Below are 25,796 nucleotides of genomic sequence, written 5' to 3' on the forward strand. Positions count from 1 at the left end.
CATTCATTCCGTGGCGGTGATTCCAAATACAACCCGAATCGAATAGAGGAGTAACCATGGAGCTTTCCACACTGTCGCTGACAGAACTGCGCCGCCTGCAAGGCAAGGTTGAAACCGAAATCCGCCGCCGCAGCGATACGGCCCGCCGTGATCTGCTCAAGAAAATCCAGAAGCTGGCGGCCGAAGAAGGCCTGTCGCTGTCCGACGTTCTTCAATCCGGCACGGCCGAGAAGAAGGCCAAGCCCGCGGCGCCGAAGACCCGCCGCGCCGCGAAAGGCGCAGCAAAGAAACCCGTTGCGCGCGTACCGGCGAAATACCGTCATCCGGAAGATGCCGCGCTGACCTGGAGCGGTCGCGGCCGCAAGCCGCTGTGGGTGGAACGCTGGCTGGCCGAAGGCAAGGCGCTCGAAGCGCTGCTCATCCAAGCCGCCTGAGCGCTGGCACACAAGGATGAAGAGGGCGGTGAATCATCACCGCCCTCTTCGCATTCCCGGCGTATGAAGCGCGCGGCTCAGCCGGCCGTATCCGGCAGGGAATGCCCTTCGCGGCCACGCTGGATGAACACGCCCACGCGGCGGACGTCTTTCATCACTCCCATCTTCGCGATACGGATCTTTACCCACGGCGCGCGGAATTCATCGAACAGCAGCTTCACGACGAATTCGCCCAGGGTTTCGATGAGGTTGAAATGGCGCTCGGCCAGCTCGCTGCGGATACGCTCGATCACTTCGGCATAATTGATCGTGTCCGCAATGTCGTCGTGCTCGGCCGCGGCATCCGGAACACCGAAGGTCAGGTTCAGCTCCACCATTTGTGGTGCCGCCTTTTCGCGCGCATAGATGCCGATCCAGGCCCGTACGCGCAATTCTTCGATAAATATGAAATCCATGACGCCAACCCGTTAGAATCCCGCAATCCGCGGTCGATTGTATCCTGATCGGCCCGCTGCACCGGCCCTTCCCGTTTTCCCGAATCCCGTACTTCCGATGGATCTATTCCTGCTGCTCGCCGCTGCCTACCTGCTCGGCTCCGTGCCCTTCGCCATCATTTCCAGCCGCCTGTTCGGCCTTGCCGATCCGCGCAAGTATGGCTCGGGCAATCCCGGCGCCACCAATGTGCTGCGCAGCGGCAACAAGGCCGCGGCGCTGCTGACGCTGGTCGGCGACTGCCTGAAGGGCAGCGCCGCCGTGTGGCTGGCGGGAGCGCTGGGGTTCTCCGGCACCGAGGCGGCCCTTGCCGGGCTGGCGGCCTTCTTCGGCCACGTATTCTCGCTCTTCCTGCGCTTCAACGGCGGCAAGGGCGTGGCCACCGCCCTCGGCGTACTGCTGGGCATCCACCCGTGGCTGGCGCTCGTCTGCCTCGGCGTGTGGCTGGCCACGGCGGTGCTGAGCCGCTATTCGTCGGCCGCCGCGCTCGCCGCCGCGCTCGCCGCCCCGCTGGCCGGCTACCTGTTGCTGGGCACACCGGCCATCGTCGCCACCCTGCTGGTGATGGCCGCCACGCTGATCTGGCGCCACGCAGCGAACATCCGCCGCCTGATCGCCGGTACCGAGGGGCGCATCGGCGATAAATCCGGCAAAGCGGGCTGAGCCCGCGCCACGCTCAGACCGGCTTGACCAGTTCCGTGAGCGGCCAGCGCGGGCGGATGCGGATCTCGCCGTCGCCCGCAACCCGCTCCCCGGCCGCCAGCCGCAACGCGCCGGCAAAAGCGATCATGGCGCCGTTGTCGGTACATAGCTCGGGCTCCGGGTAGTACACCCGCCAGCCACGCCGCCGCGCCGCCTCGTCCAGTTGCGCGCGCAACTGCCGGTTGGCCCCCACCCCGCCGGCCACCACCAGATGCCGCAGACCGGTGCGGCGCAGGGCCGCGAGCGCCTTCCTGACCAGCACCTCGACCACCGCCTGCTGGAAATCGGCGGCCAGATCGACCGCATCCACGGCGTGCCAGCCGGGCGCGGACACCACGTTGAGCACTGCGGTCTTGAGGCCGCTGAAGCTGAAGTCCAGATCCCCCGAGTTGAGCATCGGACGCGGCAGGCGGAAGCGCCCTGTGGTGCCCTGTTCGGCGAGGCGGGCGAGTTGCGGCCCGCCCGGGTAGCCCAGGCCGAGCAGCTTGGCGGTCTTGTCGAAAGCTTCGCCGGCGGCGTCGTCGAGGGATTCGCCGAGCAATTCGTACTCGCCCACGCCGCTCACCCGCATCAACTGGGTATGACCGCCCGACACCAGCAGCGCGACGAAGGGAAACGCGGGCGGATCGGCCGCCAGCAGCGGCGACAGCAGATGGCCTTCCAGGTGATGCACCGGCAGGGCCGGCACGCCCAGCGCCATGGCGAGCGCCTCGGCCATGCCGGCGCCGACCAGCAGCGCGCCGGCCAGTCCGGGCCCGGCCGTGTAGGCGAGCGCATCGAGTTCCCCGAGCGCGCAGCCCGCATCGGCCAGCGTCTCGCGCACCAGCAGCGGCAGGCGGCGGATGTGGTCGCGCGAGGCGAGTTCCGGCACCACGCCGCCGTAGGCCGCGTGCAGGTCGATCTGCGAATGCACGCGATGGCCCAGCAGGCCGCGCTCCGTGTCGTAGAGCGCGACGCCGGTTTCGTCGCAGGAAGACTCGATGCCCAGTACCTTCATGTTCCCAGTCCGTTCGTCGGAGGCGGCATTCTACTGCAGCGCCGCAGGCGTGCCGGCAGCCCGCCGTGTCGCAGTTGGCCCCGGGCGGAATGCAAAGTACCTACAATGCACGACGAGGCAACGCATGGGCCGTGCTGATGAAGATCGCCATCGTCGACGACACCCCCCTCAACCTGGTGCTGATGGAAAAGCTGGTCGGCCATCATCCGGGGTGGACGCCGCTGCCCTTCAGCCTGCCGGAGCAGGCCCTGGCCTGGTGTCTGGCCAACGAGCCGGACCTGATCATCGTCGATTACATGATGCCGGGCCTGGACGGCCTCAGCTTCATCCGCCGCGTGCGCGCCGAGCACGCACGCGACGACGTGCCCATCCTGATGGTCACCGCCAGCGACGAGCGCAAGATCCGCTATGACGCACTGGAGGCCGGCGCCAACGACTTCCTGATCAAGCCCATCGACGCCCACGAGTTCAACCCGCGCGTGCGCAACATGCTGATGCTGCGCGAGGCGCACCTGGCGACCCGGCAGCGGGCCGAAGTCCTGGCCGACGAGGTGCGCCGCGCCACGGCCGAAATCCAGGCGCGCGAACGCGAAACGGTCACCCGGCTGGCGCGCGCCGCGGAGTTCCGCGACCCGGAAACCGGCGCCCACATCCTGCGCATGGGCCACTACTCGGCGCTGATCGCCCGCCACCTGGGCCTGCACCGCGACTACGTGGACGCCATTCTGCTGGCCGCGCCCATGCACGACGTGGGCAAGCTCGGCATCCCGGACTACATCCTGCTCAAGGCCGGCCGCCTGACCCCGGAGGAAACGACGATCATGCGCCGGCACCCGGTCATCGGCTACGACATCCTCAAGGGCTCGGGCTCGGCCATCATCCAGCTCGGCGCCAGCATCGCCCTGTCGCACCACGAGAAATTCGACGGCAGCGGCTATCCGCGCGGACGCGCCGGCACCGACATCCCCCTCGAAGGGCGCATCGTCGCCGTGGCCGACGTGTTCGATGCGCTGACCTCGCCCCGCCCGTACAAGCCCGCGTGGCCGCTCGAACGGGCAGTCGCCTGGCTGAAGGAAGGGCGCGGCGGCCATTTCGAGCCGGCCTGCGTCGATGCGCTGCTCGCCAACTGGGACGAGGTGCTGGCCATCCGCGAACGGTTCGGTGCGGAGAACTGATCCGCGGGCGTTCAGGTGTGTTGGATCAGCTCGATCTTGTAGCCGTCCGGGTCCTCGACGAAGGCGATCACGGTGCTGCCGTGCTTCATCGGCCCGGCTTCGCGCACCACCTTGCCGCCGCGGGCGCGGATCTCGTCACAGGCCTTGTAGGCATCCGGCACCGCCAGCGCGATGTGGCCGAAGGCGTTGCCCAGCTCGTAGGCCGCGGTGTCCCAGTTGTGGGTCAGCTCGATCACCGCGCCGTCGGCCTCGTCCTGGTAGCCGACGAAGGCCAGCGTGAAGCGGCCTTCCGGGTAGTCCTGGCGACGCAGCAGACGCATGCCGAGCACCTCGGCGTAGAAGGCGAGGGAACGCTCCAGGTCGCCGACCCGCAGCATGGTATGGAGAATGCGCATGATGTTCAGTCCTCTTCGGTAATGGCTGTTTCGTCGCCGGCGGCAATCACCGGCAGCGTCGCGGCGGCCTCGCGCAACTGCCGGCGCGCGGCACGCCAGTCCGGGTACAGGGACTCGACCACGGACCAGAAGCGCGGCGAGTGGTTCATTTCCGCCAGGTGGGCGACCTCGTGGGCGACCACGTAATCCACCAGCGCCGGCGCCAGATGGATGAGCCGCCAGTGCAGGCGGATGCCGCTGTGCCGGCTGCAACTGCCCCAGCGCGTGCGCGCCGAACTCAGCCGCACGGTTGGCACCGGCACCCCCAGGCGATGGCAGTATTCCGCGACACGACCGGGGTACCAGGCCAGCGCGCGCCGGCGCAGCGCCCGCTCCAGCGCCGCAGCGGTATCGACCGTGGCCACCGGCAGCAGCAGTTCGTCGATGCCGTCGGGCGCGACGCGCCAGCGCACCGCCCGTCCGCTGCCACCCAGGTTCAGCCGGCAGGGCCGGCCCAGCAGGGGGAATTCAGCGCCGTCGACGGCCTTGAACGGCACAACCGCCGGCCGTGCGGCCAGCGCGTCGAGCTTGTCCAGGAGCCACTGCGTGTGGGTAGCGATGAAGCGCTCGACCTCGGCCGCGGGACAGTGCAGGGGCACCGCCACCTTGACGCCGCGCGCATCCACTTGCAGGGCCAGAGTCCGGCGCGCCGAGCGGCGCAGCGTGTAGCGCACCCGCCGCCCGCCGAGGACGGTTTCGCAGGCTTCCTCGCGCGGCGCCGTCCGCCGCCGCAGCAGACGGCCTATCAGTTGCGCGCCTCCCACGGGTGGCCGCGGCGGTCGAGTTCCGCCTCGATGCGCGCCATGGCCTCCGCCACGCGCGCCGCGGGCCCCTTCATGCCCAGTTCCAGGCTGCGCCGCTCGCCGGGGCCGGCCAGCGTGGGCAGGCTGAACAGGGCGGCGTCGGGGAAATCGGCGGTGATCGCCTGCATCAGGTCGATCAACTGGCCCTCGTAGGCGTCCCACACGGTGATCGCCTGCTCCACGTAGTCGTCCGCGTGGTGCAGGTGGGCGTAGTGGGTGTCCAGCACCCACTCGACCATGGGCCAAGCCATCTGCGGAAAACCGGGTGTGAACCAGTGCCCGCGGATGGCGAAGCCCGGAATGCGGTTGTAGGGGTTGGGGATGATGGCGCTGCCCACCGGGAACACGCCCATCTGCAGGCGCTCAGGCGTGATCTCGGCGCCGAAGCGGGCGCGGATCTCGGCCTCCGCCTCCGGGTGCAGGGCCAGTTCGATACCCAGCGCGGCGGCGGCCGACTGGCGGGTGTGGTCATCCGGCGTGGCGCCGATGCCGCCGAAGCTGAACACCACGTCGCCGGTGGCGAAGGTCTGGCGCAGGGTCTCGGTCAGGGCCGCGCGGTCGTCACCCGCGTAGCGCGCCCAGGCGAGCCTCAAGCCCCGCGCGCCGAGCAGTTCTATCAGCCGGGCCAGATGTTTGTCGCTGCGCCGGCCGGAGAGGATCTCGTCACCGATGATCAGGGCACCGAAGGCCATCATTTGCTCCCGCTGGTGGAGGTCGGCATGGGCAGCGGGTCGAGGATGGACACGCCGCGTTCGGTCCGCTCGCGCCGCAGGGCCTCGAGCAGGTAATGGACGAAGGCCAGGCCGCAGAAGGCCGGCGCCACGATGTTGACGAAGGGCACGTAGGCGAGCAGCGCGCACAGACCGCCCAGCAGCAGCATGGGCGGGCGCAGGTCGCGCCGCAGGGTCTGCATCTCGATCGTGTCTGCATGCAGCATCAGCGCGTCATAGCCGAAGGCTTTCTGGTTGAGCCAAGCCGTCAGCGCCACCGAGGCCACCAGGCCGACGCCGGGAATCAGCCAGAACGGCAGGGACACCAGCAGCCCGACGATGAACAGCACGGCGGCGAGCACCGAGTTCCACGCACTGCCCAGATTGGAGCCGCCGCGGCGGCGTTCGAGCTCACCGTATTCCCGCAAGGCGACCCTCTCCAGAATGATGGGCAGCGCCACCACGCCCACCAGCACCGCCGCAGTGACGTAGATCAGCGGGATGAAGAGCAGGAACACGAGGACCTTGGCAAGCACCAGCAGCACGCCGCCGGCCAGTTCGGATTCACCGATCCAGGGGCCGACCCAGGAGAGGCCCTCAACCCAGGCGACCAGGCTTTCCACCAGGGTGGCCCAGCTCAGAATCCCCACCACCAGCCACAGCACGGCGGCGGCCAGGCCGGGCCAGATCAACTGCCACAGGATGCCGCGCTGCCCCAGGCTGCGCAGGGCGCGGGCGAGCGAGACGAAGATCGGCTGCATGGCGTAAGGGGCGGCCGCGTCAGCGCATCATGCCGCCGGGCAGCACGCCCTTGAGGCTGCGCATCATCTTCTGCATGCCGCCCTTGGAGAACTGCTTCATCATCTTCTGCGTCTGCTCGAACTGGTTGAGCAGGCGGTTGACCTCCTGCACGCTCACCCCGGCGCCGGCGGCGATGCGGCGCTTGCGGCTGGCCTTGAGTATCTCCGGCTTGGTGCGCTCCTGGGGCGTCATGGAATTGATGATGCCCTCGATACGGCCGATGGATTTTTGCTCGGTCCCGCCCTGCAGCTTGCCGGCGGCCTGGGCGAACTGGGCCGGCAGCTTGTCGAGCATGGCGCCGATGCCGCCCATGCTGCGCATCTGGCCGATCTGCTCCTTGAAGTCGTTGAGGTCGAAGCCCTTGCCGGTCTTGAGCTTGTGCGCGAAGGCGCGCGCCTTCTCCTCGTCCACGCCGCGACGCGCCTCCTCCACCAGGCCGAGGATGTCGCCCATGCCGAGGATGCGGCTGGCCATGCGTTCGGGGTGGAACTCCTCCAGCCCGGAGAGCTTCTCGCCCACACCCGCGAACTTGAGCGGCTTGCCGGTGACGTGGCGCACCGAGAGGGCCGCACCGCCGCGCGCATCGCCGTCGAGCTTGGTGAGCACCACGCCGGTGAGCGGCAGCGCCTCGTTGAAGGCGCGGGCGGTATTGACCGCGTCCTGGCCCAGCATGGCGTCCACCACGAACAGGGTTTCCACCGGCTTGACCGCCGCGTGCAGGTCGCGGATCTCGGCCATCATGGCTTCGTCGATGGCGAGCCGGCCGGCGGTGTCCACCAGCAGCACATCGAAGTAGTGGCGGCGGGCGTGGTCGAGGGCGGCCAGCGCGATGTCCACCGGCTTCTGCTCCGGGCTGGACGGGAAGAAGGCGATGCCGGCCTGGCCGGCCACGGTCTTCAACTGCTCGATGGCCGCCGGGCGATAGACGTCGGTGGACACCGCCAGCACCTTCTTCTTCATGCGCTCGTGGAGCAGTTTGCCGAGCTTGCCGGTGGTGGTGGTCTTGCCGGCGCCCTGCAGACCGGCCATCAGGATCACCGCCGGCGGCTGGGTGGCGAGGTCGAGCCCGGTGTGGGTACCGCCCATCAGCGCCTTCAGTTCGTCGTGCACCACGCCGACCAGGGCCTGCCCGGGCGACAGCGAGCCGACGACTTCCTGCCCGACCGCCTTCTCCTTCACCCGCGCGATGAAGTCCTTGACCACCGGCAGGGCGACGTCCGCCTCCAGCAGCGCCATGCGCACTTCGCGCAGGGCGTCCTGGATGTTGTCCTCGGTAAGGCGGGCCTGGCCGCGCAGGGACTTGACGACCTGGGACAGGCGTTGGGTGAGATTGTCGAGCATCGGTGTATGGGGATTTGCGCGTTGGGGTAAACTGCGGATTCTATGGCCTCGATTCTACTTCATCTCGTTCCCGCCTCGCTGTACGGTGCCCTGGGCCTGTATTTCTGGCGCATCTGCTGGGCCGGCAGCGGCGATGCCGCCGTGCGGCAGTGCATGTCCACGCGCGAACGCCTCGTGCTGCTGGCGGCCCTGGTGGTACACGGCGCGGCGCTGCACGCGGCGCTGTTCCCCGGCGGCGAGATGCGCTTCGGCTTCGGCGTGGCGGTGTCGCTGATGATCTGGCTGGCGATCTGCTTCTACTGGGTGGAAACCCTCTACGCCCGCCTGGACGGCCTGCACGCGCTGGCCATGCCCGCGGGCGTGATCGGCGCCCTGCTGCCGGCGCTCTTCCCGGGCGAGCACGTGCTGACCAATGCCGGCTCGCCGGCCTTCCGCGCGCATTTCATCATCGCCATGCTGGCCTACAGCCTGTTCACGCTGGCCGCGCTGCACGCCATGCTGATGGCAGTGGCCGAGCGCCAACTGCACCATGCCCGCTTCACCCGTGCCCTGGCCAACCTGCCGCCGCTGCTCACCATGGAAGCGCTGCTGTTCCGCCTGATCGGCATCGCCTTCGTGCTGCTCACGCTGACCCTGGTTTCCGGCGCCGTTTTCTCCGAGTCGCTGTTCGGCCAGGCCTTCCGCGTCGACCACAAGACCGTTTTCGCCTTCATTTCATGGCTGCTGTTCGGCATCCTGCTGGCCGGACGGCACATCCGCGGCTGGCGCGGGCGAGTGGCGCTGCGCTGGACGCTGGCGGGCTTCGTCACGCTGCTGCTGGCCTATGTGGGCAGCCGTTTCGTCATCGAAGTGCTGCTCGCACGCGCAAACTGAAACCGGCATGCGCGATCGTCCGTGCCGCTTTTTGCGGCAGCGCGCGCGGGACCTCGGCCTGTCGGGCCTTTACAAGGCGGACGGCGGCGTGACAAGATCGAATGTCAGTTAGCTAAGCGCGTTGAAATGGCCGCCAATCCCCAAACTGCCCTGAGCGGGCTCGCCCGCGCCCTGGTCCAGCACGGACGGCTGTCCGAAGCCGACGCGCTGTCCTGTGCCGCCGGCACCGGGAACGGTTCCACCAACGGCTTCCTCATCGAACTCGCCCAGCGCAAGCTCATCAGCACGCGCGAGGTCGCCCGCTTCGCGGCGGAGACCTTCGGCTATCCGCTCCTCGACGTCGCCGCGCTCGACAAGTCCTTCGTCCCGCGCGACGCAATCGACCGCAAGCTCACGGGCAAGCATCAGGTGGTCGCCCTGGGCAAGCGGCAGAACCGCCTGGTGGTGGCGATCGCCGACCCGTCGAACATGCGGGTGCTGGACGAGATCCGCTTCCAGACCGGCCTGCAGGTGGACCTGGTGGTGGCCGAGGCCGACAAGCTGGCCAAGCTGGCCGAATCGTTGTCCGAATCCACCGAGCAGACGCTCAAGGATCTGACTGGCGACGAGTTCGACATGGACATGCTCGACCAGGAGGGAACGACTGAGAGCAGCAGTGACGATGCGGCATCCGAGGTGGACGATGCGCCGGTGGTGCGCTTCATCCAGAAAGTGCTGATCGACGCGATCAACGAAGGCGCCTCGGACATCCATTTCGAACCTTATGAAAAGTACTACCGCATCCGCGTGCGCACCGACGGCGTGCTGCGGGAGATCGCCCAGCCGCCGCTGGTGCTGAAGGAAAAGATCGCCGCCCGCATCAAGGTGATCTCGCGCCTGGACATCTCGGAAAAGCGCGTCCCCCAGGACGGCCGCATGAAGCTGGTGCTGTCCAAGACCAAGGCCATCGACTTCCGGGTATCCACGCTGCCCACGCTGCACGGCGAGAAGATCGTGATGCGTATCCTGGACCCGTCCTCGGCCATGCTGGGCGTGGACGCCCTGGGTTACGAGCCGGACCAGAAGAAGGCGCTGATGGACGCAGTCGAGCGCCCTTACGGCATGATCCTGGTCACCGGCCCGACCGGTTCCGGCAAAACCGTGTCGCTCTACACCTGCCTGAACATCCTCAACAAGGCCGGAGTCAACATCTCGACCGCGGAGGACCCGGCCGAAATCAACCTGCCGGGCATCAACCAGGTCAACGTCAACGACAAGGCCGGCCTCACCTTCGCCGCAGCGCTGCGCGCCTTCCTGCGCCAGGATCCGGACGTGATCATGGTCGGTGAAATCCGCGACCTGGAAACCGCCGAGATCTCTGTCAAGGCCGCCCAGACCGGCCACCTCGTGCTGTCCACGCTGCACACCAACGACGCCCCGACCACGCTCGAACGCCTGAAGAACATGGGGGTGGCGCCCTTCAACATTGCCTCCTCGGTGATCATGATCACCGCCCAGCGCCTGGCCCGTCGCTTATGCACCTGCAAGCAACCGGTAGACATCCCCATCGAGGTGCTGCTGCAGGCCGGCTATTCCGAAGCCGACCTCGACGGCAGTTGGCAACCCTACGGGCCGGTCGGCTGCGAACGCTGCAAGGGCAGCGGCTACAAGGGGCGGGTCGGCATCTACCAGGTGATGCCGATCAGCGAGGACATCGCCCACATCATCATGACCAACGGCAATTCCATGGACATCGCCGAGCAGGCCCAGCGCGAAGGCGTGCGCGATCTGCGCCAGTCGGGACTGTTGAAAGTCAAGCAGGGCGTCACTTCGCTCGAAGAAGTGCTGGCCACGACCAACGAGTAAGACAAGGAACACTGACATGGCGACTGCAACCCAAGCTGGACGCGCCGTACGGACCGGCCCCAAGGAACTGCTCTTCAACTGGGAAGGCAAGGACAAGACGGGGAAGATCGTACGTGGCGAGATGCGTGCCACGGCTCAATCGGTCGTCCAGGCCACCTTGCGCCGCCAGGGGGTGATGGTCACCAAGGTCAAGCAGCAGCGCATGTCGCGGGGTGGCAAGATCACCGATAAGGACATCGCTCTGTTCACCCGCCAGCTCGCCACGATGATGAAGTCCGGCGTACCTTTGCTGCAGGCTTTCGATATCGGCATCAAGGGCTCCGGCAACCCTGCCTTGGCACGCCTGCTGAACGACGTGCGCAACGACGTGGAAACCGGCTCCAACCTGTCGCAGGCATTCAGCAAACACCCCGTCCATTTCGACAAACTTTTCTGCAACCTGGTCGCTGCCGGCGAACAGGCCGGCATCCTGGACAACCTGCTCGACCGCATTGCGACCTACAAGGAAAAGATCCTCGCCATCAAGAGCAAGATCAAATCGGCGCTGTTCTACCCGATCGCGGTGGTGGTGGTGGCCACGCTGGTGATCGCGGTGATGATGCTGTTTGTGATCCCCGAGTTCAAGAACGTATTCGCCAGCTTCGGCGCCGACCTGCCCGCCCCGACGCTGATGGTCATCGCCATGTCGGACTTCTTCGTCGAATACTGGTACGTGATATTCGGCATCATCATCGGCACGGTGCTCGGGATCAGCTATCTGTACAAGCGTTCGACCGGCATGCAGATCGCTGTCGACCGCATGGTGCTCAAGCTTCCGGTGATCGGCGACATCATCCGCAAGGCCACGGTGGCGCGCTGGGCTCGTACGCTGTCTACCATGTTCGCCGCCGGCGTGCCGCTGGTCGAAGCGCTCGATTCGGTGGGCGGCGCTTCGGGCAACTACGTCTATCTGACCGCCACCAAGCAGATCCAGAATGAAGTCAGCACCGGTACCAGCCTGACCGTGGCAATGCAGAACGCCTCTGTATTTCCCACCATGGTGGTACAGATGGTCTCCATCGGCGAAGAATCCGGCCAGCTCGATTCCATGCTCGCCAAAGTCGCCGACTTCTTCGAACAGGAGGTCGACGACGCGGTGGCCGGTCTTTCCCAACTGCTCGAACCGATCATCATGGTCTTCCTCGGTACCGTCATCGGCGGCCTCGTCGTGGCCATGTACCTGCCGATCTTCAAGCTCGGCGCCGTAGTCTGATCGAACCCCACCGCCCGGCGGGATGTCCGCCGGGCGGCTCCTGCGCATCCCCTCATGATCGAATTCCTCCACGCGCCGCTCGCCTTCACGACGGCGGCCGCTCTGCTCGGCCTGTTCGTCGGCAGTTTCCTCAACGTCGTCATCCACCGCCTGCCCCGCATGATGGAACGCGACTGGCAGGCCCAGGCAGCCGAACTGCGCGGCGAGACGCCGCCCGAACAGGAACGCTTCAATCTCGCCACGCCGCGCTCGCGCTGCCCCCACTGCGGCCATCTGATCACGGCGCTGGAGAACATCCCGGTAGTCAGCTACCTGCTGCTGCGCGGGCGCTGCCGCCATTGCGGCGCGCCGATCAGCGGACGCTATCCGGTGGTCGAATCGCTGTCGGCGGTGCTCGCCGGCTATGCCGCCTGGCACTTCGGCTTCGGCCTCGCGGCACTCGGCGCGATCATCTTTCTGTGGATGATGATCGCGCTGGCCTTCATCGACCTGGATACCCAGTTGCTGCCGGACGATCTCACCCTGCCGCTGCTGTGGATCGGCCTCGCCTTCAACCTCGGCGGCACCTTCACCGACCTGCCGAGCGCGGTGATCGGCGCCATGGCCGGCTACCTCGCCCTGTGGTCCGTGTATTGGCTGTTCAAGCTCACCACCGGCAAGGAAGGCATGGGCTACGGCGACTTCAAGCTGCTCGCGGCGATCGGCGCCTGGCTGGGCTGGCAGTTGCTGCCGCTGACCATCCTGTTCTCATCGCTGGTCGGCGCGGCGGTCGGCATCGCCCTGATCGTCTTCGCCCGTCACGGGCGCAGCGTGCCCATCCCCTTCGGCCCCTACCTCGCCGCTGCCGGCATCCTGGCCCTGTTCTGGGGCGAATCCCTCACCCGGCTCTATCTCGGCGCTTTCTGACTGCAGACACCCCGGCTTGAAAGTCGCGCCCTGCGCCCCCAGATCGGCGCGAGGCGGCGCGCGTACGCGCCCCCGGCTTTCTTTTCCCTCATGCTGCATTGCGCTAGACTTACGCGCTTGCCTTTCCGGAGGTCGTCATGCCCATTTACGAATATCGTTGCGAGAGCTGCGGGTTCCAGAAGGAACACATGCAGAAGATGAGCGATGCGCTGCTCACCACCTGCCCGTCCTGCGGCAAGGAAACCTACGTCAAGCTGTTGTCCGCGGCCGGCTTCCAGCTCAAGGGCAAGGGCTGGTACGCCACCGACTTCAAGGGCGGCGGCGCGGCGGCGAAGCCGGCGGAAGCAGCCCCCGGGGGCTGCGGCGGCAACTGTGCCTGCCATCCGCACTGACCGCCCCTCTCCGTGAAGAAGTACTTCATCACCGGTCTGCTGATCTGGATCCCGCTGGTCATCACCTTCATGGTGCTGGCCTGGATCGTAGGCACGCTGGACCGGATCATCGAATGGCTGCCCAACGGCCTGCAGCCGCGGGCTGCACTGGGCTTTCACATCCCCGGCGCAGGGTTGGTGGTCAGCGTGCTGATCGTGCTGGCCACCGGGCTGGTGGCGGCCAACGTGCTCGGCCAGCGCCTGGTCGCCTACTGGGAAGCCCTGCTCGCGCGCATTCCGGTGGTCAAGTCGCTCTACTACGGCGTCAAGCAGGTCTCCGACACCCTCTTCTCCAGCAGCGGCCAGGCCTTCCGCAAGGCCCTGCTGGTGCAGTACCCGCGCCAGGGTTCGTGGACCATCGCCTTCCTGACTGGACGCCCGGGCGGTGACGCCGCCCACCACCTGCACGGCGAATACGTCAGCGTGTACGTGCCGACCACCCCCAACCCGACCTCGGGCTTCTTCCTGATGATGCCCCGGGACGACGTCATCGAACTGGACATGAGCGTGGACGAGGCGCTCAAGTACATCATCTCGATGGGGGTCGTGGCGCCGCCCACGCGCAAGCTCGCCCCGCGTCCCGCCCTGCTCGACGAATGACCTGCGCCGCCCGCGCGGCGCGCCAACCCTGACATTGCCTCTAGCCGGAACACCGACACCATGCGAACCCACTACTGCGGCCAGGTAACCGCCGCCGACCTCGACCAGACCGTCACCCTGTGCGGCTGGGTGCACCGCCGCCGCGACCACGGCGGGGTGATCTTCATCGACCTGCGCGACCGCGAGGGCCTGGTGCAGGTGGTGTGCGATCCGGACCGCCCGGAGATGTTCGCCACCGCCGAATCGGTGCGCAACGAATTCGTGCTGAAGATGAGCGGCCGCGTGCGACGCCGCCCCGCCGGCACCGAGAACCCCAACCTCGTCTCGGGCGAGATCGAGGTGCTGTGCCAGGACATCGAGGTGCTCAACGTGGCGGCCACGCCGCCCTTCCAGCTCGACGACGACAACCTGTCCGAGAACGTGCGCCTGACCCATCGCGTCATCGACCTGCGCCGCCCGCAGATGCAGAAGAATCTGATGCTGCGCTACAAGGTGGCCATGGCCTTCCGCCGCTTCCTCGACGCTGCCGGCTTCATCGACGTGGAAACGCCCATGCTCACCAAGAGCACGCCGGAAGGCGCGCGCGACTACCTGGTGCCCTCCCGCGTGCATCCAGGCCAGTTCTTCGCCCTGCCCCAGTCGCCCCAGCTCTTCAAGCAGTTGCTGATGGTGGCCGGCTACGATCGCTACTACCAGATCACCAAGTGCTTCCGCGACGAGGACCTGCGTGCCGACCGCCAGCCGGAATTCACTCAGGTGGACCTGGAAACCTCCTTCATGGACGAGCATGCCATCACCGCCCTGGTGGAGGAGATGATCCGCTTCGTGTTCCGCGAATCCCTCGCGGTGGAACTGCCCTCCCCCTTCCCGCGCATGACCTACGCCGAGGCCATGCGCCGCTACGGCTCGGACAAGCCCGACCTGCGCGTCACGCTGGAACTCGTGGACGTCACCGACGCGGTGCAGGACGTGGCCTTCAAGGTGTTCTCCGGCCCCGCCACCAGCGGCGGACGCGTGGCGGCCCTGCGCGTGCCTGGCGGCGGCGCGGGCGACAAGGCCCTGACCCGCGGCGAGATCGACGAACTGACCAGGTTCGTCGGCATCTACGGCGCCCGGGGCCTGGCCTACATCAAGGTCAACGACGCCTCCAGTCCCAACGAAGAAGGCCTGCAGTCGCCCATCGTCAAGAACCTGCACGAGACCGCCCTGCGCACCATTCTGGAACGCACCGGCGCGCAATCCGGCGACCTGATCTTCTTCGGCGCCGACAAGACCAAGGTGGTCAACGACGCCCTCGGCGCGCTGCGCGTCAAGCTCGGCCACGAGAAGGGCTACGTCACCGGCGACGCCTGGCGCCCGGTGTGGGTGGTGGACTTCCCCATGTTCGAGTACGACGAGGAAGACAAGCGCTGGGTGGCCTGCCACCACCCCTTCACCAGCCCCAAGGACGGCCATCTCGAACTGCTCGGGAGCAACCCGGGCGAATGCCTGGCCAAGGCCTACGACCTGGCGCTCAACGGCTGGGAGATCGGCGGCGGCTCGGTGCGTATCCACCGCGCCGACGTGCAGGCCCAGGTGTTCGAGGCGCTCAACATCGGACCCGAGGAGCAGCAGGCCAAGTTCGGCTTCCTCCTCGACGCGCTCAAGTACGGCGCGCCGCCCCACGGCGGCCTGGCTTTCGGCCTGGACCGCATCGTCACGCTGATGACCGGCGCAGAATCGATCCGCGACGTGATCGCCTTCCCCAAGACCCAGCGCGCCCAGTGCCTGCTCACCGACGCGCCGTCGGCGGTGGACGAAAAGCAGTTGCGCGAACTGCACGTGCGCCTGCGCCAGAAAGTGGAAACCCAGGTGGAAGTCGCGCGCAACTGAATCCGCTACACACGGATATGGCAAGATGGGCGGACGGACGAACGTCCGCCCTTTTGCCGTTTACCGAAGCCCTTTCTCAAGGGTGGCAGCGGAACGGCCGTTAAACACGGTACTCCGTTCCTCTTGCCCGCCCTACCGCGCACCATGGCCGATCTAGCAAGCGTTTCCGTACTGGTCATCGACGCCAACGCCAACATGCGCAACCAGTTGCGCTCCATGTTGGGGAGCTTCGGCGTCACCCAGGTCCAGTTCGCCCCCAACGCGGCCACGGCCATCCGCAAGCTGCGCGAGGCGCGCTTCGACATCGTGCTGTGCGAGCTCAAGCTGGGCGAGGGCCAGGACGGCCAGCACCTGCTCGAAGACCTGCGCCACAACGACATCATCCCGCTCGCCACGCTGTTCATCATGGTCACCGGCGAGCGCAACTACGAGCGCGTGGTCGGCACCGCCGAGCTGGCCCCCAACGACTACGTGCTCAGGCCGCTGGCGGCCCACGCCCTGCACCACCGCCTGCAGCGCGCCCTCGGCAAGCGCGACGTCTTCCTGCCCGCCTACCGGCGCATCGAGATGGGCGATCCGCTCGGTGCGGTCGAGCTTCTCCGCGCCGCCGAACGGGAACACCCCCGCCATCTGGCCGATCTGCTCCGCCTGCAGGCGGAACTGCACCTGTCCATCGGCCAGACCGACGAAGCCGAGGCTGCCTACGCCAGGGCGCTGCGGGACAAGGACCTGCCCTGGGCCAAGCTCGGCCTCGCGCGCCTCATGATGCTGCGCAAGCGCTACATGGAAGCCGAGGAAGTGCTCACCGGCCTGGTCGCCGAGTACGACAACTACATCGACGCCTACGACCTGCTGGCGCGCTGCCGGGAAGAAGGCGGCCGCCTGAACGAAGCCCGCGACGCCCTGGTGGCGGCCACCAACCGCTCCCCGTACCGCGTCGGACGACTGCGCCACCTGGGCGAGATCGCCCTCGAACTGGGCGACCACAAGCGCGCCGAGCAGACCCTGGCCGAGGTCGTGCGCAAGGGCAAGGCATCCGATTTCCGTGATCCGGAGGACCACGTGCGGCTGGTCCAGGCCCAGCTCGGCCAGGGGCGCAGCGCGGAGGCGCGCGCCACCATCCGCGACCTGGAACGCAGCATGCTCGGCCAGGCCAAGACGCCCATGTGCGCCGCGCTGGCCCGCGCGCTCTACCATACCGGCATCGGCGAACCCGACAAGGCGCGTGCCGTACTGCACGAAGCGGTCGCCACCGGAGCCGACAGCAGTTCCCTGTCCATCGGCCTCAAGCAGGAACTGGTCAAGGCCTGCTTCGACAATGACCTGGAAGCCGAAGGCAGCGAACTGGTGCTCGACATCCTGCGCAACGCCCCCGACGAGCGCACCGTGGAAGTGACCCGCGACGCCCTGCGCGAGCGCGGCCGGGAACTGCTCGCCGAGGAGCTCGAAGGCCGCACGCGCGAGGAGGTGCGCAGCCTGATCGCGCGCGGCGCGGACAAGGCCAAGAGCGGCGACTACGACGGCGCGGTGAGCGAGATGATGAGCGCGGTGCGCAAGATGCCCGGCAATCCGCACGTGCTGTTCAACGCCGCGCTCGCCCTGCTGCGCCACGTGGAGCACCGCGGCTGGAACGAACGCTTCGCCAGCCAGGCGAGCGCGCTGATCGTGCGCGCGCGCCGCTTCGACCCGGCCAGCCCGCGCCTGGCGGCGATCTCCGCCTTCATGCACGGCCTGTTCAAGAAATACGCCATCCAGCCGCGCGAGCGCACGCGCAACGGCTCCGATGCGATCTGAGCGCGCCGCGCCCCGGTAGTTCTCGCCATGAAACGCTGGCTGCTCGTCCTGCTGCTCCCGCTGCTGGCCGCCTGCCTGCCGGCTGCGGACGAGGCCCCACGGGGCGGCGGCCTGCCGTCCGAAGCCCACGCCACGCTCGCGCTGATCCAGGCCGGCGGCCCCTTCCCCTACCGCCAGGACGGCACCGTGTTCCAGAACCGGGAACGCCTGCTGCCGGAACGCCCGCGCGGCTACTACCGGGAATACACCGTGCCCACGCCCGGCGCGCGCGACCGGGGCGCAAGGCGCATCGTCACCGGCGGGCAGCCGCCCGAGGTGTTCTACTACACCACCGACCACTACCGCAGCTTCCGCCCCATCGAGCCCCGCCGATGAATGCCGCCTCCCTCTTCGACGCCGCCGGCGTCCGTCCCCTGCCGCGGGGTGGCCTGCGCGGCCTGGAAGCCGCCGCCCGCGCGGCCGGCGTCCCGCTCCACCGCGTGGAACTGGCCGCCTGCCGCGACAAGGCCGGCCTGCTGCGCGCCATCGCCGCCGCGCTGGCCTTCCCGTCCTGGTTCGGCCACAACTGGGACGCCCTCTCGGACTGCCTGGGCGACCTGTCCTGGCTGCCCGGCGACTGCGTCGCCGTGGCCTTCGCCGGCAGCCGGCCCCTGCGCGCCGCCGCGCCGGAGGACTACCGCAGCGCGCTGGAAATCTTCGCCGAGGCGGCCGCGGAGCTGGCGCGGGACGGCCGTCGCCTGATCCTCTTCGCACCTCTCCCCGCCCGGCCCTGAGCGCTGCCGTCCGGTTCCCGTCGGCCGCTTGAAAACGGTCCGCCCGAACCTATATTCATAGCAGCCCGATCCATCCGACCCACCCAGCGTGAAAGGAGGCATCATCATGGCCAACATCATCAATCGCGATCCCTTCGAGGATCTGCTGCGCGGTTTCTTCGTCCGCCCGGTCGAAGTCGGCAATCTGCAGGCCGAAGCGCCCCAGGTGAAGGTGGACGTGAAGGAAGACAACGACGCCTACCAGGTGCATGCCGAACTGCCCGGCATCAGGAAGGAAGACATCCACGTCAACATCGACGGCCCGGTCGTGTCCATCAGCGCCGAACGCAAGCAGGAGAAGGAAGTCAAGGAAGGCGAGCGCGTGCTGCGCACCGAACGCTACTTCGGCAAGGTCTCGCGCAGCTTCCAGCTCGGCCAGGACATCGACGAGGGGCGCGCCACGGCGAAGTTCAACGAGGGGGTGCTGGAGCTGACCCTGCCCAAGAAGGCCGCCGCCCAGGCCAAGCGCCTGACCATCGATTAGGCCCAGCGCCCGCTTTCACCGGACCTTTCGCCCGACCGGCACCCGCCGGCCGGGCGAAATTCTTTCGGCACGCCCGGCGCGGTAGAATCCGCCGCACATTCCCACCCCAGACGGATGCCCCCATGACCGACTCCACCCGCGCCGACACCAGCAGCGTCACCCCCGCCCTCAAGGCCGCCGTCCTGGCCGAGGCCCTGCCCTACATCAAGCGCTTCTTCGACAAGACCATCGTCATCAAGTACGGCGGCAACGCGATGACCGATCCGCACCTCAAGGACTGCTTCGCCCGCGACGTGGTGCTGCTCAAGCTGGTCGGCCTGAACCCGGTGGTGGTGCACGGCGGCGGCCCGCAGATCGAAAGCCTGCTCACCCGCATCGGCAAGAAGGGCGAATTCGTCCAGGGCATGCGGGTGACCGATGCGGAGACCATGGAAGTGGTGGAGATGGTGCTGGGCGGCCAGGTGAACAAGGAGATCGTCAACCTCATCACCCAGCACGGCGGCAAGGCCGTGGGCCTGACCGGCAAGGACGCCGGCTTCATCCGCGCCAAGAAGCTGCTGATGCAGAAGAAGGACGCCCCGGCGGGCGACGTGGTCGACGTGGGCCAGGTGGGCGAGATCACCGGCATCGACCCCAGCCTGATCGCCTTCCTGGACCAGGGCGACTTCATCCCGGTGATCGCCCCCATCGGCGTGGGCGAGAACGGCGAGACCTACAACATCAACGCCGACGTGGTGGCCGGCAAGCTGGCCGAGATCCTCAAGGCCGAAAAGCTGGTGCTGCTCACCAACACCCCGGGCGTGCTGGACAAGGCCGGCAACCTGCTCACCGGCCTCACCCCGCGCCAGATCGACGAGTTGGTGGAGGACGGCACGCTCTCCGGCGGCATGCTGCCCAAGATCGGCTCGGCACTGGATGCGGCGCGGAACGGCGTGAAATCGGTGCACATCATCGACGGCCGCGTGGAGCACTGCCTGCTGCTGGAAATCCTCACCGACCACGGGGTGGGGACGATGATCAAGAGCAAGTAAGGGCGTGGCAGGCATGGGCAGGAAGCGCCGGGCCTGCCTCGCCTTGCTCTGCGGACTGCTGACCGGCACCTCGGCCGCTGCCGCCGTGCTGGTCGTCGGCCCCGGCGAGGCCATCACCCGCATCGGCGACGCGGCCCGGCTGGCGCAGGACGGCGACACGGTGCTGATCCTCCCCGGCACCTATCGCGGCGACGTGGCGGTGTGGACGCAGAAGCGCCTGGAAATCCGCGGCATGGAACCGCGGCCGGTGCTGGAGGCCGCCGGCAAGAGCGCGGAAGGCAAGGCCATCTGGGTGTTCCGCAACGGCAGCTTCACCGTCTCCAACCTCGAATTCCGCGGCGCGCGGGTGCCGGACGGCAACGGCAACGGCATCCGCTTCGAACGGGGCGAGTTGTCCGTGGAAGACTGCGTGTTCGACGACAACCAGACCGGCATCCTCACCGCCAACTTCAACGACTCCCGCCTCTCCGTGCGCCGCAGCGTCTTCGCCAACGCGCCGCGGGACGCCCGCCTGCCCCATCTGCTGTACGTGGGCCGGATCGCCCATTTCAGCGTGGAAGGCAGCCGTTTCCACAACGGCTTCCGGGGCCACCTCATCAAGTCCCGTGCCCAGGTCAGCGAGATCCGCTACAACCTGATCGTGGACGGTCCCGGCGGCGGCGCTTCCTACGAGATCGACCTGCCCAACGGCGGCGACGCGCTGGTCGTGGGCAACGTCATCGGCCAGAGCGCCGCCACCCAGAACCCGGTGGTGGTCGCCTTCGGCGCGGAAAGCCATGCCTGGCCCGGGAGCCGGCTGCGGCTGGCCCACAACACGCTGCTCACCGAAGGCTGGCGCCCGGCCTGGTTCCTGCGCACCTGGCCCGGCCGGCTGCCCGCCGGCACCACGGTGGAAACCCGCAACAACCTCACGGCCGGCTTCGGCACGCTGACCACGCTGACGCGGGGCACGCATGGCGGCAATGTCCACCTTCCCCCCTGGATTCTCGATCCGGGCACCTTCGACATCACCCTCGGCCAGTCTTCCATCCTGCGCGGCTGGGCCGGCCTGCCGTCCGCGCCTGCCGGCCCCCTGGCCCCCACGGCGGAATTCGCTTTTCCCCTCGGCACCCGCAGGCTGGAAGCTCCCGCGGAATGGGTTTCCGGGGCCTTTCAGAGCACCGAACTGCCGCTGGACGGCAGTTCCGACTGAACGGCCGCAGTCCTGCCGGCCGGATGTCACGGCGATATGCGTGCAAATCCACTAAACTCGCCGCATCCGCAACGACTCTTGTCCACGACCGGCTCCCACGCATGCAGCAGAGCTACGCCCTCCACCACCTGATCGGCGCTTCCGCCGAACGGAACCCGGACGCCGCCGCGCTGACCTTCTCCGGCGTCACGCAGGATTACGGCCAGTTCCACGCATCGGTGCAGTCCTTCGCATCCGGGCTGATCGCCCTCGGCCTCGATCGCGGCGAGCGCGTCGCCATCTACCTGGACAAGCGCTTCGAGACGGTCATCGCCAGCTTCGGCGCCACCGCGGCCGGCGGCGTGTTCGTGCCGGTCAACCCCATCCTCAAGCCCGAGCAGGTGGGCTACATCCTGCGCGACTGCAACGTGCGCGTGCTGGTCACCAGCCCGGAACGCTACGCCCCCCTGCGGGAGACCCTGGCCGCCTGCCACGACCTGCGCCACGTGGTGCTGACCGGCACGCCGGGCGACATGGCCCCGCTGCCCGGCACCTCCGTACACACCTGGACCGACCTGCTCGCCGCGCCGGCGGCGGTGGGCCATCGCATCATCGACACGGACATGGCGGCCATCCTCTACACCTCCGGCAGCACCGGTCGCCCCAAGGGCGTGGTGCTGTCCCACCGCAACATGGTGGCCGGGGCGAAGAGCGTGGCCCAGTACCTGGAAAACCGCGCCGACGACACCCTGCTGGCCGCGCTGCCCCTGTCCTTCGATGCCGGCTTCTCGCAACTGACGACGGCCTTCCATGCCGGCGCGCGGGTGGTGCTGCTCAACTACCTGCTGCCGCGGGACGTGCTCAAGGCCCTGGAACAGGAGCGTGTCACCGGGCTCACCGCCGTGCCGCCCCTGTGGATCCAGCTCTCGCAGCAACAGTGGCCGGCAGGCATCGCCGAACACCTCCGCTACATCGCCAACACCGGCGGGCGCATGCCGCTGGAAACGCTCACCCGGCTGCGCGCCGCCCTGCCGCGCACGCGCCCCTACCTCATGTACGGCCTCACCGAAGCCTTCCGCGCTACCTACCTGCCGCCGGAGGAAGCGGACCGCCGCCCCGACTCCATCGGCAAGGCCATCCCCAACGCGGAAGTGCTGGTGCTGCGGGAGGACGGCACCGAATGCGCACCCAACGAGCCGGGCGAACTGGTGCAGCGTGGCGCGCTGGTGGGCATGGGCTACTGGAACGACCCGGAGAAGACCGCGGAGCGCTACAAGCCGCTGCCCGCGGGCATCGCCGGGCGCGAGACGGGCCTGATGATCCCCGAACTGGCGGTGTTCTCCGGCGACACGGTACGCCGCGACGAGGAAGGCTTCCTGTACTTCATCGGCCGCCGCGACGAGATGATCAAGACCTCCGGCTACCGCGTGAGCCCCAACGAGGTGGAGGAAATCCTCTACGCCACGAAGCTGGTGGGCGAATGCGCCGCCTTCGGCGTCGCCCACGACACCCTGGGGCAGAGCATCGTCGTCATCGCCACGCCACCGGCAGGCGGTACGCTGGACGCCGCGGCCCTCCTCGCCGAATGCCGTGCGCGCATGCCGGCCTACATGGTGCCCGGCCGCATCGACGTGCGCAGCGGCCCCCTGCCCCGCAACCCCAACGGCAAGATCGACCGCAAGACGCTGGCCGGCGAAGTCTGACGCCGGCACCACGGAGACGACTGTGCTCGAACAGTTCAGCGGGATTCTTTACGGCGACACCCCTGCCCCCGATGCGGCAGCCCCCTCGCCCCAGGTGGCCCGCCTCGATTTTCCGGGGGGCACGCTGGCCTTTCGTCCCGGCGTGACGGTCTTCGAAGACGGCGGCGACCTCTGCCTGGCGCTGGGCACGCCCCGCTTCGACGACACGGCCCTGCAACAGACGAACCTCCAGCACGGGGCCGCAGCGGCCTGGGCGCAGGCCTTCCGCCGGCATGGCGACGAGGCTTTGCAGCAGGTGCGGGGCCGCTTCTGCGTGGTGCTGATCCGCGCCGGCGGCCGCGAGGCCCTGCTGGCCACGGACCGCTTCAGCACCTGGCCGATCTGCTACGGGGAACAGGATGGCCGGCTGGCCTTCTCCGACCGGGCCGACACCCTGCCCGGCATCCCCCGGCGTGTGTCTTCCCAGGCCGTGCTCGAATACCTCTTCTTCCACATGATCCCGGCGCCGACGACCATCTTCGCCGGCGTCTCGCGCCTGCCCGCCGGCCACCTGCTGAAATGGCGCAACGGTGAGGCCGAATGCGTGCGCTGGTGGCAGCCGGTCTTCGAAGAACACACGGCGCACGGCTTCGACGACGCCAAGGCCCGTTTCCTGCAAATCGTCGAGGACAGCGTGCGGCGCGAGGCGGAAGGGGCGAACGTGGGCTGCTTCCTGTCCGGCGGCACGGACAGCTCCACCGTGACCGGCATGCTGTGCAAGGTCTGGGGCGAGCCGGCGCGCAGCTACTCCATCGGCTTCGACGCCAGCGGCTACGACGAGATGGAGTACGCCCGCCTCGCCGCCCGGCGTTTCGGCGCCGACCACCAAGAGTACTACGTCACCCCCGACGACTTGGTCGCCGGCATTCCCCGGGTCGCCACCCATTACGACCAGCCCTTCGGCAACTCCTCCGCCCTGCCGGGCTGGATCTGCGCCACCCGCGCCCGGGAGGACGGCATCGGGAAGATGCTCGCCGGCGACGGCGGCGACGAACTCTTCGGCGGCAACAGCCGCTACGCCAAGCAGCGCATCTTCGGCTGGTACGAGGGCATCCCCGGCCCGCTGCGCCGCGGCCTGCTGGAACCGGCCCTGGCCCTGCCGGGCATGGACCGCATCCCGGTGGTGAAAAAGGGCGTCAGCTACGTGGAGCAGGCCCGCGTGCCCATGCCGGACCGCATCCACATGTACAACATGCTGGTGCGTCTGGGCACCGATACGGTGTTCGAGCCGGACTTCCTCGCCCGTGTGGACATCGGCAGCCCCGCCCGCGGCCAGCGCGCGGTGTGGGCGTCCACCGCGGCCCGCTCCCACATCAACCGCATGCTCCACTACGACTGGAAGTACACCCTGGCCGACAACGACCTGCCCAAGGTCATCGGCACCACCGGGCTTGCCGGCATCGACGTGGCCTTCCCGCTGCTCAGCGACGAACTCACCGACTTCTCCCTCACCCTGCCGCCGGCGTGGAAGCTCAAGGGCCTGACCCTGCGCTGGTTCTTCAAGGAAGCCCTGCGCGGTTTCCTGCCCGACGAGATCATCGCCAAGAAGAAACACGGCTTCGGCCTGCCCTTCGGCGTCTGGGCCTGCCGCCACGCCCCCCTCAAGGCGCTCGCCGCCGACGCCCTGGGCGGTTTCAAGGGCCGCGGCATCGTGCGCCCGGCCTTCGTCGACGAACTTCTGTCCACCCACCTGCCGGCCCATCCGGGCTATTACGGCGAAATGGTGTGGATCATGATGATGATGGAGTTCTGGCTGCGCGGGCACGAGACGAACGGCCCACTCCCATGGACGACCCCCTCCCCATGACCAATCCCCTCCCGCCCAAGGCGGCGCCCGCCCACGCCCCCATGACCCGCTTCCCCGTCGCAAATGGCGAACTGCTGGTGGGCGGCATCCCCCTCTCCCGCGTCGCCGCCCGGGTCGGCCGCACCCCGTTCTATGCCTACGACCGCAGCCTGCTCACCGCGCGCGTGGAAGAGCTGCGCGCCGCCCTGCCGCCGGCCGTCAAACTGCACTACGCCATGAAGGCCAACCCCATGCCGGCGCTGGTGTGCCACATGGCCGGACTGGTGGACGGCATCGACGTGGCCTCGGCGGGAGAACTGCGCGTGGCGCTGGACGCGGGCGCCGACCCGCGGGACATCAGCTTCGCCGGCCCCGGCAAGAGCGAGGCGGAACTGCGCCAGGCCGTGGCGGCGGGCATCCTGGTCAACGTGGAATCCTTCCGCGAAGTACCCATCCTGGCCGCCGCGCAGCAGGCCCTGGGCCTGCCGGCGCGGGTCGCGGTGCGCGTCAACCCGGACTTCGAACTCAAGTCCTCGGGCATGAAGATGGGCGGCGGCCCCAAGCAGTTCGGCGTGGATGCGGAAGAAGTGCCCGCGCTGCTGGCCGAAATCGGCCGCGTGGGGCTCGCCTTCGAAGGCTTCCATCTCTTCGCCGGATCGCAGAACCTGAAGCCCGAAGCCATCGCCGAAGCCCAGCAGAAGAGCTTCGCCCTGGCCCTGCGCCTGGCCGAGCACGCCCCGGCAACCGTCAGGACCCTCAACCTGGGGGGCGGCTTCGGCATTCCCTATTTCCCGGGTGAGCAGCCCCTGGACTTGGCGCCCATCGGCGACAACCTCGCCGCGATCGCTGCCGAGGCCGCGGCGAGGCTGCCCCAGGCCGAACTCGTCATCGAACTGGGCCGCTACCTGGTGGGCGAAGCCGGCCTCTACGTCGCCCGCGTGATCGACCGGAAGGTCTCCCGCGGCCACACCTATCTCGTCACCGACGGTGGCCTGCACCACCACCTGTCCGCGTCGGGCAACTTCGGCCAGGTCATCCGCAAGAACTACCCGGTCGTGATCGGCAACCGCATGGGCGCCGAGGCCACGGAAAACGTCTCCGTGGTCGGCCCCCTGTGCACACCCCTGGATCTGCTGGCCGACCGCATGAATCTCGCCGCGGCCCAGCCGGGCGATCTGGTAGTGATCTACCAGTCCGGCGCCTACGGGGCGAGCGCGAGTCCGCAGCAATTCCTCGGCCACCCGCCCGTGACCGAAGTGCTCGTGTGAAGACACCTGTGGGAGCGGGCTTGCCCGCGATAGGGCAGTT

26 protein-coding genes are annotated in these 25,796 nt (G+C 68.2%); 19 read left to right on the forward strand and 7 right to left on the reverse strand.

Annotated features, from left to right (window positions below; translation table 11 throughout):
• The first annotated feature begins 56 nt into the window (after positions 1 to 56).
• Positions 57 to 434 (forward strand): H-NS histone family protein, encoded by a 378-nt coding sequence (locus E6O51_RS08985; RefSeq protein ID WP_136384655.1) that lies wholly within the window; start codon positions 57 to 59, stop codon positions 432 to 434.
• A 77-nt stretch (positions 435 to 511) separates the two neighbouring features.
• Here E6O51_RS08985 and folB read toward each other — a convergent pair whose 3' ends face one another.
• A complete protein-coding gene (folB, locus tag E6O51_RS08990) occupies positions 512 to 889 on the reverse strand; it encodes a dihydroneopterin aldolase (RefSeq protein ID WP_136384656.1) in 378 nt (125 codons plus the stop codon).
• 97 nt (positions 890 to 986) lie between these two features.
• On the opposite strand from folB, the gene plsY reads away from it, so the two are divergent.
• The gene (gene plsY, locus E6O51_RS08995; RefSeq protein WP_136384657.1) at positions 987 to 1,589 is read left to right on the forward strand and encodes a glycerol-3-phosphate 1-O-acyltransferase PlsY; all 603 of its coding nucleotides are present in this window, start codon (positions 987 to 989) and stop codon (positions 1,587 to 1,589) included.
• A gap of 13 nt (positions 1,590 to 1,602) precedes the next feature.
• Here the strand turns inward: plsY and tsaD are convergent, their stop codons facing one another.
• Positions 1,603 to 2,625, reverse strand: coding sequence for a tRNA (adenosine(37)-N6)-threonylcarbamoyltransferase complex transferase subunit TsaD (tsaD, locus tag E6O51_RS09000; protein WP_136384658.1), 1,023 nt, complete (start codon positions 2,623 to 2,625; stop codon positions 1,603 to 1,605).
• Between the two features lie 137 nt (positions 2,626 to 2,762).
• Here tsaD and E6O51_RS09005 point away from each other — a divergent pair, with 137 nt between their 5' ends.
• Positions 2,763 to 3,800 (forward strand): HD domain-containing phosphohydrolase, encoded by a 1,038-nt coding sequence (locus tag E6O51_RS09005; RefSeq protein ID WP_136384845.1) that lies wholly within the window; start codon positions 2,763 to 2,765, stop codon positions 3,798 to 3,800.
• Positions 3,801 to 3,811: 11 nt separating this feature from the next.
• Here the strand turns inward: E6O51_RS09005 and gloA are convergent, their stop codons facing one another.
• From gloA to ffh, 5 genes are read right to left on the reverse strand one after another with little or no spacing between them, the layout of a single operon-like run.
• Positions 3,812 to 4,195, reverse strand: coding sequence for a lactoylglutathione lyase (gene gloA, locus E6O51_RS09010; protein ID WP_136384659.1), 384 nt, complete (start codon positions 4,193 to 4,195; stop codon positions 3,812 to 3,814).
• Positions 4,196 to 4,200: 5 nt separating this feature from the next.
• A complete protein-coding gene (locus E6O51_RS09015; protein WP_408003405.1) occupies positions 4,201 to 4,998 on the reverse strand; it encodes a M48 family metallopeptidase in 798 nt (265 codons plus the stop codon).
• Complete coding sequence (locus E6O51_RS09020; RefSeq protein WP_136384660.1) at positions 4,980 to 5,729, reverse strand: competence/damage-inducible protein A; 750 nt, start codon at positions 5,727 to 5,729, stop codon at positions 4,980 to 4,982. Before E6O51_RS09020 ends, E6O51_RS09015 begins: the two co-directional genes overlap by 19 nt.
• The gene (locus tag E6O51_RS09025) at positions 5,729 to 6,508 is read right to left on the reverse strand and encodes an EI24 domain-containing protein (RefSeq protein ID WP_136384661.1); all 780 of its coding nucleotides are present in this window, start codon (positions 6,506 to 6,508) and stop codon (positions 5,729 to 5,731) included. The genes E6O51_RS09020 and E6O51_RS09025 overlap by 1 nt, the downstream gene beginning before the upstream one ends.
• 19 nt (positions 6,509 to 6,527) lie before the next feature.
• A complete protein-coding gene (ffh, locus tag E6O51_RS09030; RefSeq protein WP_136384662.1) occupies positions 6,528 to 7,889 on the reverse strand; it encodes a signal recognition particle protein in 1,362 nt (453 codons plus the stop codon).
• A gap of 42 nt (positions 7,890 to 7,931) precedes the next feature.
• Here ffh and E6O51_RS09035 point away from each other — a divergent pair, with 42 nt between their 5' ends.
• From E6O51_RS09035 to E6O51_RS09110, 16 genes are all read left to right on the forward strand, one after another.
• The gene (locus E6O51_RS09035) at positions 7,932 to 8,762 is read left to right on the forward strand and encodes a cytochrome C assembly family protein (RefSeq protein WP_136384663.1); all 831 of its coding nucleotides are present in this window, start codon (positions 7,932 to 7,934) and stop codon (positions 8,760 to 8,762) included.
• Positions 8,763 to 8,888: 126 nt separating this feature from the next.
• Positions 8,889 to 10,607, forward strand: coding sequence for a type IV-A pilus assembly ATPase PilB (gene pilB / locus E6O51_RS09040; RefSeq protein WP_136384664.1), 1,719 nt, complete (start codon positions 8,889 to 8,891; stop codon positions 10,605 to 10,607).
• A 16-nt stretch (positions 10,608 to 10,623) separates the two neighbouring features.
• Positions 10,624 to 11,859, forward strand: a complete 1,236-nt coding sequence (locus E6O51_RS09045; protein ID WP_136384665.1) for a type II secretion system F family protein — start codon at positions 10,624 to 10,626, stop codon at positions 11,857 to 11,859.
• A 54-nt stretch (positions 11,860 to 11,913) separates the two neighbouring features.
• Positions 11,914 to 12,765: a prepilin peptidase gene (locus E6O51_RS09050; RefSeq protein ID WP_136384666.1), complete on the forward strand. Its 852-nt coding sequence runs from the start codon at positions 11,914 to 11,916 to the stop codon at positions 12,763 to 12,765.
• Positions 12,766 to 12,902: 137 nt separating this feature from the next.
• Entirely contained in the window at positions 12,903 to 13,157 is a 255-nt protein-coding gene (locus tag E6O51_RS09055; protein ID WP_136384667.1) for an FmdB family zinc ribbon protein, read from the forward strand.
• A gap of 12 nt (positions 13,158 to 13,169) precedes the next feature.
• Entirely contained in the window at positions 13,170 to 13,796 is a 627-nt protein-coding gene (locus E6O51_RS09060) for a DUF502 domain-containing protein (protein WP_136384668.1), read from the forward strand.
• A 60-nt stretch (positions 13,797 to 13,856) separates the two neighbouring features.
• Positions 13,857 to 15,668: an aspartate--tRNA ligase gene (aspS, locus tag E6O51_RS09065; RefSeq protein WP_136384669.1), complete on the forward strand. Its 1,812-nt coding sequence runs from the start codon at positions 13,857 to 13,859 to the stop codon at positions 15,666 to 15,668.
• Positions 15,669 to 15,812: 144 nt separating this feature from the next.
• The gene (locus tag E6O51_RS09070; protein WP_136384670.1) at positions 15,813 to 17,462 is read left to right on the forward strand and encodes a response regulator; all 1,650 of its coding nucleotides are present in this window, start codon (positions 15,813 to 15,815) and stop codon (positions 17,460 to 17,462) included.
• 27 nt (positions 17,463 to 17,489) lie between these two features.
• Positions 17,490 to 17,837: a ribonuclease domain-containing protein gene (locus E6O51_RS09075; RefSeq protein WP_136384671.1), complete on the forward strand. Its 348-nt coding sequence runs from the start codon at positions 17,490 to 17,492 to the stop codon at positions 17,835 to 17,837.
• Positions 17,834 to 18,235, forward strand: a complete 402-nt coding sequence (locus E6O51_RS09080) for a barstar family protein (RefSeq protein ID WP_136384672.1) — start codon at positions 17,834 to 17,836, stop codon at positions 18,233 to 18,235. The genes E6O51_RS09075 and E6O51_RS09080 overlap by 4 nt, the downstream gene beginning before the upstream one ends.
• A 106-nt stretch (positions 18,236 to 18,341) precedes the next feature.
• Positions 18,342 to 18,758, forward strand: a complete 417-nt coding sequence (locus E6O51_RS09085) for an Hsp20/alpha crystallin family protein (protein ID WP_136384673.1) — start codon at positions 18,342 to 18,344, stop codon at positions 18,756 to 18,758.
• 122 nt (positions 18,759 to 18,880) lie between these two features.
• Positions 18,881 to 19,789, forward strand: a complete 909-nt coding sequence (argB, locus tag E6O51_RS09090; protein ID WP_136384674.1) for an acetylglutamate kinase — start codon at positions 18,881 to 18,883, stop codon at positions 19,787 to 19,789.
• A gap of 13 nt (positions 19,790 to 19,802) precedes the next feature.
• The gene (locus E6O51_RS09095) at positions 19,803 to 20,981 is read left to right on the forward strand and encodes a right-handed parallel beta-helix repeat-containing protein (protein WP_136384675.1); all 1,179 of its coding nucleotides are present in this window, start codon (positions 19,803 to 19,805) and stop codon (positions 20,979 to 20,981) included.
• Positions 20,982 to 21,082: 101 nt separating this feature from the next.
• Positions 21,083 to 22,663 carry an acyl-CoA ligase (AMP-forming), exosortase A system-associated gene (locus E6O51_RS09100; protein ID WP_136384676.1) on the forward strand — a complete coding sequence of 527 codons (1,581 nt, stop codon included), beginning with the start codon at positions 21,083 to 21,085 and terminating at the stop codon, positions 22,661 to 22,663.
• A 22-nt stretch (positions 22,664 to 22,685) separates the two neighbouring features.
• Positions 22,686 to 24,509 (forward strand): asparagine synthetase B family protein, encoded by a 1,824-nt coding sequence (locus E6O51_RS09105; protein ID WP_136384677.1) that lies wholly within the window; start codon positions 22,686 to 22,688, stop codon positions 24,507 to 24,509.
• On the forward strand, positions 24,506 to 25,756 hold the full coding sequence (locus tag E6O51_RS09110; RefSeq protein ID WP_230976744.1) for a pyridoxal-dependent decarboxylase, exosortase A system-associated: 1,251 nt from the start codon (positions 24,506 to 24,508) through the stop codon (positions 25,754 to 25,756). The genes E6O51_RS09105 and E6O51_RS09110 overlap by 4 nt, the downstream gene beginning before the upstream one ends.
• Positions 25,757 to 25,796: the final 40 nt, after the last annotated feature.

Source organism: Pseudothauera rhizosphaerae, from assembly GCF_004801305.1.
Taxonomy (GTDB): Bacteria; Pseudomonadota; Gammaproteobacteria; order Burkholderiales; family Rhodocyclaceae; genus Pseudothauera; species Pseudothauera rhizosphaerae.

Bases quoted from the DNA above. Each gene is read 5' to 3' on its own strand.
- E6O51_RS09045 (WP_136384665.1), top strand. From the start codon at position 10,624: ATGGCGACTGCAACCCAAGCTGGACGCGCCGTACGGACCGGCCCCAAG.
- aspS (WP_136384669.1), top strand. From the start codon at position 13,857: ATGCGAACCCACTACTGCGGCCAGGTAACCGCCGCCGACCTCGACCAG.
- E6O51_RS08985 (WP_136384655.1), top strand. From the start codon at position 57: ATGGAGCTTTCCACACTGTCGCTGACAGAACTGCGCCGCCTGCAAGGC.
- E6O51_RS09005 (WP_136384845.1), top strand. From the start codon at position 2,763: ATGAAGATCGCCATCGTCGACGACACCCCCCTCAACCTGGTGCTGATG.
- E6O51_RS09080 (WP_136384672.1), top strand. From the start codon at position 17,834: ATGAATGCCGCCTCCCTCTTCGACGCCGCCGGCGTCCGTCCCCTGCCG.
- E6O51_RS09095 (WP_136384675.1), top strand. From the start codon at position 19,803: ATGGGCAGGAAGCGCCGGGCCTGCCTCGCCTTGCTCTGCGGACTGCTG.
- E6O51_RS09070 (WP_136384670.1), top strand. From the start codon at position 15,813: ATGGCCGATCTAGCAAGCGTTTCCGTACTGGTCATCGACGCCAACGCC.
- pilB (WP_136384664.1), top strand. From the start codon at position 8,889: ATGGCCGCCAATCCCCAAACTGCCCTGAGCGGGCTCGCCCGCGCCCTG.
- E6O51_RS09055 (WP_136384667.1), top strand. From the start codon at position 12,903: ATGCCCATTTACGAATATCGTTGCGAGAGCTGCGGGTTCCAGAAGGAA.
- E6O51_RS09085 (WP_136384673.1), top strand. From the start codon at position 18,342: ATGGCCAACATCATCAATCGCGATCCCTTCGAGGATCTGCTGCGCGGT.
- E6O51_RS09110 (WP_230976744.1), top strand. From the start codon at position 24,506: ATGACCAATCCCCTCCCGCCCAAGGCGGCGCCCGCCCACGCCCCCATG.
- E6O51_RS09025 (WP_136384661.1), bottom strand. From the start codon at position 6,508: ATGCAGCCGATCTTCGTCTCGCTCGCCCGCGCCCTGCGCAGCCTGGGG.
- argB (WP_136384674.1), top strand. From the start codon at position 18,881: ATGACCGACTCCACCCGCGCCGACACCAGCAGCGTCACCCCCGCCCTC.
- tsaD (WP_136384658.1), bottom strand. From the start codon at position 2,625: ATGAAGGTACTGGGCATCGAGTCTTCCTGCGACGAAACCGGCGTCGCG.
- E6O51_RS09035 (WP_136384663.1), top strand. From the start codon at position 7,932: ATGGCCTCGATTCTACTTCATCTCGTTCCCGCCTCGCTGTACGGTGCC.
- E6O51_RS09100 (WP_136384676.1), top strand. From the start codon at position 21,083: ATGCAGCAGAGCTACGCCCTCCACCACCTGATCGGCGCTTCCGCCGAA.
- E6O51_RS09050 (WP_136384666.1), top strand. From the start codon at position 11,914: ATGATCGAATTCCTCCACGCGCCGCTCGCCTTCACGACGGCGGCCGCT.
- plsY (WP_136384657.1), top strand. From the start codon at position 987: ATGGATCTATTCCTGCTGCTCGCCGCTGCCTACCTGCTCGGCTCCGTG.
- folB (WP_136384656.1), bottom strand. From the start codon at position 889: ATGGATTTCATATTTATCGAAGAATTGCGCGTACGGGCCTGGATCGGC.
- ffh (WP_136384662.1), bottom strand. From the start codon at position 7,889: ATGCTCGACAATCTCACCCAACGCCTGTCCCAGGTCGTCAAGTCCCTG.
- gloA (WP_136384659.1), bottom strand. From the start codon at position 4,195: ATGCGCATTCTCCATACCATGCTGCGGGTCGGCGACCTGGAGCGTTCC.
- E6O51_RS09020 (WP_136384660.1), bottom strand. From the start codon at position 5,729: ATGGCCTTCGGTGCCCTGATCATCGGTGACGAGATCCTCTCCGGCCGG.
- E6O51_RS09075 (WP_136384671.1), top strand. From the start codon at position 17,490: ATGAAACGCTGGCTGCTCGTCCTGCTGCTCCCGCTGCTGGCCGCCTGC.